Genomic DNA, 6,912 nt, shown 5'->3' on the forward strand with positions numbered 1-6,912 from the left:
AGCATGCACCGACACCCGGGGTGCACAACTCCGGTTGGGTGCAGAGTCCCGGCGCCGAACGCATCGATGACCGTCGCTACACGCGCACCCTGCAGGACTATGTCACCGGTGTTTTGACCCAGTTCCGCAATGACGACCGTGTTTTGGGTTGGGACCTATGGAACGAACCCGACAATCCTGCGAAGCAGTATCGCAACGTCGAGCGGGCCGACAAACTGGAACGTGTCGCGGATCTGCTGCCGCAGGTGTTCGCCTGGGCACGTTCGGTTGATCCCCGCCAACCGTTGACCAGTGGTGTGTGGAATGGCGAGTGGGCAGATCCCGCAAGCCGCAGCACAATCGCGGGCATTCAGCTTGCCAACTCAGACGTGCTCACCTTCCATTCCTATGCCGAACCGGAGACCTTCGAGTCTCGAATCGCCGAGCTTGCTCCGCAAGGGCGGCCGATCTTGTGCACCGAGTACATGGCGCGGCCGATGGGCAGCACTATCGAGAGCATCCTGCCAATTGCCAAGCGGCACAATGTTGGTGCGATCAACTGGGGCCTGGTCGCTGGGAAGACTCAGACCTACTTCCCTTGGGACTCGTGGGACCAGCCGTATGCGGCGGTTCCCAAAGTGTGGTTCCATGATCTGCTGCGGCCGGATGGAACGCCCTTCCAGGGCAACGAGCCTCAAACAATCAAAATGCTGAGCGCGTCGAGCGCGGGTTAAGTCTTAAGAGCCGGCGGACTCTTGTTCAACGTCTTCGGCTTCCTCGACCGCCGCCAGAGCCTCCCGCGTCTGTGCTTGCAGCTGGCTCATCGCCAGCCGGGCGTAGATCATCTGGCTGGTGATAGCCATTTGCCCACGGCCGCGGCCCAAAAACGATATCCCCCAGGCGAACATAGCGGCGATGCGGTTCCGGTGGCCGACCAGGTAGTACAGGTGCAGCACCAGCCAGGCCAGCCACGCGATGAAGCCGCCGAACTCCAGCTTGCCGACCTGCGCGACGGCGCTATATCGGGAAATCGTCGCCATGCTGCCCTTGTCGAAGTAGTTGAACGGAGCGCGGTGGGCCGGATCGTCGTGGCCCTTCAGCGAGCGCTTGATGCACTTCGTGGCGTAGGTTGCGCCCTGGATCGCACCCTGCGCCATCCCGGGCACGCCCGGCACCGTCATCAAGTCACCCACGACGAAGACGTGCGGGTGTCCCTTGACGGTGAGATCGGGCTCCACCAATACCCGCCCGGCCCGGTCGATTTCGGTGCCATCGGACTGCTCGGCGATCAGCTTGCCGAGCGGGCTGGCCTGGACACCGGCTGCCCACACCTTGCACGCGCATTCGATGCGGCGCTCCACTCCGTCGCCGTCCTTGATGGTGATGCCGTGGTAGTCGACATTCGTCACCATCGCGTTGAGCTGGATCTCGACGTCCATCTTTTCCAGCCGGCGCTGTGCTTTTAGGCCCAGCTTCTTCCCCATCGGTGGTAACACCGCGGGCGCGGCGTCCAGCAAGATCACCCGGCAATCGCTGGGCTTGATAGTGCGAAACGCCCCCGCCAGGGTCCGCTCGGCGAGTTCCACGATCTGTCCGGCCACTTCGACGCCCGTCGGCCCGGCACCGACGACCACGAACGTCAGGCGCCGTTCCCGTTCGGCCGGGTCGGTGGCGACTTCCGCTGCCTCAAACGCGCCCAATATCCGGCCGCGCAACTCCAGGGCATCGTCGATCGTCTTCATACCAGGCGCCCAGGTGGCGAACCGGTCGTTGCCGAAGTAGGACTGCTGCGCACCGGCGGCGACAAGGAGGCTGTCGAACGGGCTCACTGTGTGCATGTCCATCAGCCTCGACGTCACCGTCTGCGTCTTGAGGTCGATCGCTTCGACATCGCCGAGTAGCACCCGGACGTTCTTTTGCTTGCGCAGGATCAGTCTGGTGGTCGGGGCGATCTCGCCTTCGGACAAAATCCCGGTCGCCACCTGATAGAGCAGCGGCTGAAACAGATGGTTGGTGGTTTTCGAAATCAGGGTGACGTCGGCGTCGGCTCGCTTCAACGCCTTGGCCGCGGTCAGACCGCCGAATCCCGATCCGACGATGACGACGCGGTGGCGCGTGCCGGCAGCCGGCATGCTGACACACCTCCTTGATGACGACTTCGCTTGGGCCGCAAGGTTGTCTTCAGGCTAGGCCGATGCCGCACTCCAAGCTCGGTTTTGCTGGATCCGCGGGCACAGCACCGCGGGCCGCATTTCATACTCGTGAACTGGTACGAAATAAGCGGGAAAAGCTGGGCCGATTTGCGGGTAATCGCTCACAACGATGGAGGTGCTGCGGTGAATATCGCCAAATCAATCCTGCTGTTTGCGACGGCTGCGGTGTTCGAGATCGGCGGCGCCTGGTTGGTCTGGCAAGGTGTGCGCGAGCATCGCGGATGGATCTGGGCCGGCCTCGGCGTCATCGCGTTGGGTGCCTACGGCTTTGTCGCCACCTTCCAAGACGATCCCCAGTTCGGTCGGGTCTTGGCCGCCTACGGCGGTGTGTTCGTCGCCGGGTCGCTGGCTTGGGGCATGGCGCTAGACGGGTTTCGCCCGGACCGCTGGGACATTATCGGCGCGGCGGTGTGCCTGGCCGGGGTCGGCGTGATTATGTACGCGCCGCGCGGGCGGTAATCAATCTTTGTGCTCGACGACGCCCGTCGCGTGCTGCGCGCGGTCTTCGTATGCCCGACGGACGCCTGCGTCGAAGTTGAGGAACACCGTGTCGTTGCCCATCTTCTTGTTCAGCCAGCGGCGGCCCCGGTCCGACAACAGCTGCGCCACGATGGCGATGAACCGGCCATTGCCGGGCACCGACACCTGGGTCTTCGGCTTGTCGAGCACCTTGACGATCGCCGCGGCAATGTCTGCGGGCTCCACCGGCTTCTGCGCTGCCGACGGCGAAGTGCCCGAGATCAGTTCGGTGTTGGTGAATGTCGGCAGCACCGCGCTGACCTTGACGCCGTGCGGGGCGAATTCATCTGCCATCCCGGTAGACACGCCGACGACCGCGAATTTGGTTCCTGCATAGACGATTTGGCCAGGAACCGCCACCATGCCGGCTAACGATGCGATATTGATGATGTGCCCGCTGCGGCGCTTCACCATTTCCGGCAGCACCAGCTGACAGCCGGTGAGCACACCGTAGAAGTTGACCTCGATCGATGAGCGGATCGCCTGCGCCGATTGCTCGAGGAATGGGCCTACCGGCATGACGCCGGCGTTGTTGATCAGCACGTCTATGTGCCCACCTCCGTCAGCGCGGGCCTTGTCGAGGAAGGCTGCGAACGATTCGCGGTCGGCGACGTCCAGTGGATGGCCCGACACCGAACCGAGGCTGCTCATCCCGGCGACGGCGCTCTCGAGTACGTCGACGTCCCGGTCGCCGATGACCACCCGTGCGCCCCGCGCCAGCAGCGCTTTCGCGGTGGCGTGCCCGATGCCGCGGGCAGCACCGGTGATGACGACGGTCTTACCCCTGATGTTGTCCATGTCGACGGACTTTACAGGTGTCAAGTATGCCGGGGAACCGTGGTCATCCTTAGGAGCTGGTGTCAGCTTGCACCGCGTCGCCGGGCTGCTGCTGGCCGAGCAGCTCATCCTGGCCGACCTCGGGAAGGTTGCTTTCGCGACCGTTCCCACCGCGCTTCGCGGGCTTCTTCTTCGACGGCTTTGCAGGCGTAGCTACCTCGGTGTGGTGGCCGTTGGACGGTAGCCCAATCGATGCGCCGACCATCTCGATCGCCTTCTCCGTGTAGACGCGATAGCCGAAGTTCGGTTCGTAGCCGTGGATCTCCTTGGTGTCCAGATCGCGCATGAATTGCAAGATTTCGCGGCTGAACACCTGACCGGGCACCAGAACCGGGAAGCCCGGAGGATAGGGCGTCACGTAGGTGGCGGACACGATATCGACTCCGGCGTCCAGCTTTTCGTCAATCTGCTCACCGGTGAGGTATTCACAGTTCGTGTCGTCATATGACAGGTAGAAAGCGCGGCGGACGTCACCTTCGGGTGTCGGCTCGGCTCCACTGTGATCCCGGAACGCCGGATGAAAACCGCTGAAATCGCACAGCGGCACCGGACGTTCGGTCAGCCGATACACCGCCTGCTCGAAGTGTTCGCGCTCACCCAGACTCATCTCGGAGATTGCCTGGTCGAGCTCGGAGGCGATGTTGACCAAGACCTCGACGAGGAACGCGACGGAGCTGCGCGTGGTGCCGATATTCGTCATGAACAGCACGCTGTTGCGGGACGTCTTGTTGATCTGTATGCCGTAACGATCCATCAGCTGTTCGCGTTTGAACGTGTCGCCGTCATAGCCCGTACGACCGATCGACAACGTGATTCTCGACGGGTCGAGCACGAACTCGTCATCGTGCCAGGCGGCCATCATGTTGCGCAGCCCCGAGCGCAAGGGTTGGTCGATGGCCGTCGGGCGGAAGCGATCCGGGATGAGATGAGACGTGCCAAGGCAGTTCATGTATTTGCTGAGCAAGGGATGGTTGTCGATCGCGTCACGCAACTGCATGGCGTTTTCGATCTGCCGCTGCACCAGTTCGGCGCCTTCCAGCGCCACCTGACGACGACCCAGGTCCAACGACGCCAGGATCTGGTAGTTGGGTGAGGTCGACGTGTGCGCCATGTAGGCCTCGTGGAACGGCACGGCCACCTTCTGGTCGAAGTCCTGATCGAAGACGTGAATCATCGATCCCTGCCGCAGCGCGGTCAACGTCTTGTGAGTCGACTGCGAGGCATACACCCGCACCCGCGCCCGTGCCGGGTCGGCCATCAGGCGGCGGTCCAGCAGGTCATCGTCGCTTGGCTTCTCAGCGGTCTGGTCAGCCAGGTACTTCTCGTACTGACGCTTGTAGTCGGGGCTCTGCAGCCGTTCGCGCAGCGCCTGTGCTGACGCCATCGCGGTGCGGGTGCGGTAGACCGGGTGGAACCGGGCGAAGGCAAACCACGCCTCGTCCCACAAGAACACCAGATCGGGCTTGATCGCGAGGCACTCTTCCATCACGCGCTCCACGTCGTAGACGATCCCATCGAAGGTGCAGTTCGTCAGCGACATCATCTTGATGCGGTCGAGCTTGCCGGCACGCTTGAGCGCCAACAACTTTGACTTGATCTCGCGCAGCGGCACCGCGCCGTACATCGCGTACTCGTTGAGCGGATAGGCTTCCAGGTAAATGACGTTCGCGCCGGCCATCATCATGCCGTAGTGATGCGACTGATGGCAGTTACGGTCCAGCAGCACGATGTCGCCCGGTGCTACCAACGCCTGGGTGACGATCTTGTTAGCCGTCGACGTTCCGTTGGTGACGAAGTACGTGTGCCGCGAGCCGTAAGCTTTCGACGCGAGCTGTTGGGCCTCACGCAGCGGACCGGTCGGCTCCAGCAGCGAGTCAAGACCGCCGCACGTCGCCGACGTCTCGGCCATGAACACTTCCAGGCCGTAAAAGCCGACCATGTCCTTGATCCAGTGCGAGTTGACGATCGACTTGCCCTGCGAAATCGGCAAGGCGTGAAAGACGCCCGTGGGCCGGTGGCTGTACTGCTTGAGCGCGCTGAAGAACGGGGTGCGGTAGCGCGCCTCGACACCCTGCAAGATCGACAGGTGCAACTCGAGCATGCCTTCCCGAGCGTGAAACACCCGGCGGAAGTACTGGCCCAGGCGCCCGGCGATGTCCTCCACCTCGATCTCGGTCATCAGGTAGAGGTCAAGCTCGGGCCGCAACTTCGCCATCGACGTGGCGAGGATCTGCGCGCGTTCTTCGGGCGAATAGTGATCGGCCAAGTCGTGCGACACCCCGGTATCGACGAACTCCGACAGGGAGGACAGGTCCCGGGTTGACTGATGTGAAAAGCGTCGCCGGATCACCACCGCCTGCAGGTTCACGTTGAGCCGCGCCGCGATGAGCGCCTCGTCCCCGCTGGCCACCACCACTAGTTCGTAGACGAATTCGTCGTCCGGGCGACGCCATTTGCGGACCTCGTTGCGCAGCGCACGTTCCTGCGCTTCGGTCATCTTTTCGACGACGAGCACTTCGAAATAGGGGCGGTCGCGCTCTGCTTCTGTCTGACGCTCGAGCTGACGCGGATCGGACGGAAACATGTCCAGCTCGTCGGCACCGGCGTTCTCCACGTCCCCGGAGCGGTACGACTCCGTGGTCAGCGCTCGGTTGACCCGCGCAACCGCTTGGCAGAACTTTTCGTAACTGCCTATGGCAAAAAGTCGCTGAACTCGGGCGAATTGCAGCGAGCCGGGGTAGGCCCAATAGGGCTCCAAAGTGCTCAGGCGAGCCAGCAATTCCTGGCAGGCTGCCACGCACTTTTCTTTCAACGCTCCCTCGGTGTCCGGGCGCGTCAGCCGATCCGCGGCCTCCTCCAACCGGCACCACGAGTCGCTGCGGACCTGCCACAGACTGTTGTAAGCACGCAGGTGTTCTGTCATGGCGGCCCTTTCGTCGAGTCAAGGTTCGCAGACCCAGTCCGCCGCTTGGTGACAAAAGAAGAAACAATGCGTGGCAGCCCCAACAGGCTGCACAGTCGGCAATGTCGGACCTACGTGGCATAATCGAAAGTATGTTCGAAGTTCGACTGCCGGACATCGAGGCGCTGGGCGGCCTCGACGACGCGGGCCTGGTGGACACGATGCGCGACGCAGCGCGGGTGGAGTCGGCTGCCACCGCGCGCAAGTTCGCCGCCGCGGCTCGGCTCTATCAGCGGCGGCTGGCTGAACAAGGCGACGACCGCGAGCAGTGGTGCATCGACGGTTGGGAGCAGGTGGCCGCCGAAGTGGCCGCCGCGCAGGGGATCAGTCGCGGCCGGGCGGCCGGCCAACTTCGCTACGGCCTGGCATTGGCCGAGCGCTTGCCGAAACTCGGCGCCGTGT

6 protein-coding genes are annotated in these 6,912 nt (G+C 63.2%); 3 read left to right on the forward strand and 3 right to left on the reverse strand.

Translation table 11 applies throughout. The features are described from left to right. Positions 1-713 (forward strand): cellulase family glycosylhydrolase (locus WAN71_RS12720; RefSeq protein ID WP_422225672.1); only part of this gene is annotated, 713 nt, incomplete at its 5' end. 3 nt (positions 714-716) lie between these two features. Here the strand turns inward: WAN71_RS12720 and WAN71_RS12725 are convergent. After that, entirely contained in the window at positions 717-2,111 is a 1,395-nt protein-coding gene (locus WAN71_RS12725) for an NAD(P)/FAD-dependent oxidoreductase (protein ID WP_422225673.1), read from the reverse strand. A 204-nt stretch (positions 2,112-2,315) separates the two neighbouring features. On the opposite strand from WAN71_RS12725, the gene WAN71_RS12730 reads away from it, so the two are divergent. Beyond that, positions 2,316-2,651 carry a YnfA family protein gene (locus WAN71_RS12730; RefSeq protein WP_422225674.1) on the forward strand — a complete coding sequence of 112 codons (336 nt, stop codon included), beginning with the start codon at positions 2,316-2,318 and terminating at the stop codon, positions 2,649-2,651. Here the strand turns inward: WAN71_RS12730 and WAN71_RS12735 are convergent, their stop codons facing one another. Continuing rightward, entirely contained in the window at positions 2,652-3,509 is an 858-nt protein-coding gene (locus WAN71_RS12735) for an SDR family oxidoreductase (RefSeq protein WP_422225675.1), read from the reverse strand. It abuts the gene before it with no gap. A gap of 49 nt (positions 3,510-3,558) precedes the next feature. Then, positions 3,559-6,471: an aminotransferase class I/II-fold pyridoxal phosphate-dependent enzyme gene (locus WAN71_RS12740; protein ID WP_422225676.1), complete on the reverse strand. Its 2,913-nt coding sequence runs from the start codon at positions 6,469-6,471 to the stop codon at positions 3,559-3,561. Between the two features lie 131 nt (positions 6,472-6,602). On the opposite strand from WAN71_RS12740, the gene WAN71_RS12745 reads away from it, so the two are divergent. Further along, a partial coding sequence (locus WAN71_RS12745) for a DUF222 domain-containing protein (RefSeq protein WP_422225677.1) occupies positions 6,603-6,912 on the forward strand: 310 nt, incomplete at its 3' end.

It is taken from the genome of Mycobacterium sp. (genome assembly GCF_049280035.1).
Classification (GTDB): domain Bacteria; phylum Actinomycetota; class Actinomycetes; order Mycobacteriales; family Mycobacteriaceae; genus Mycobacterium.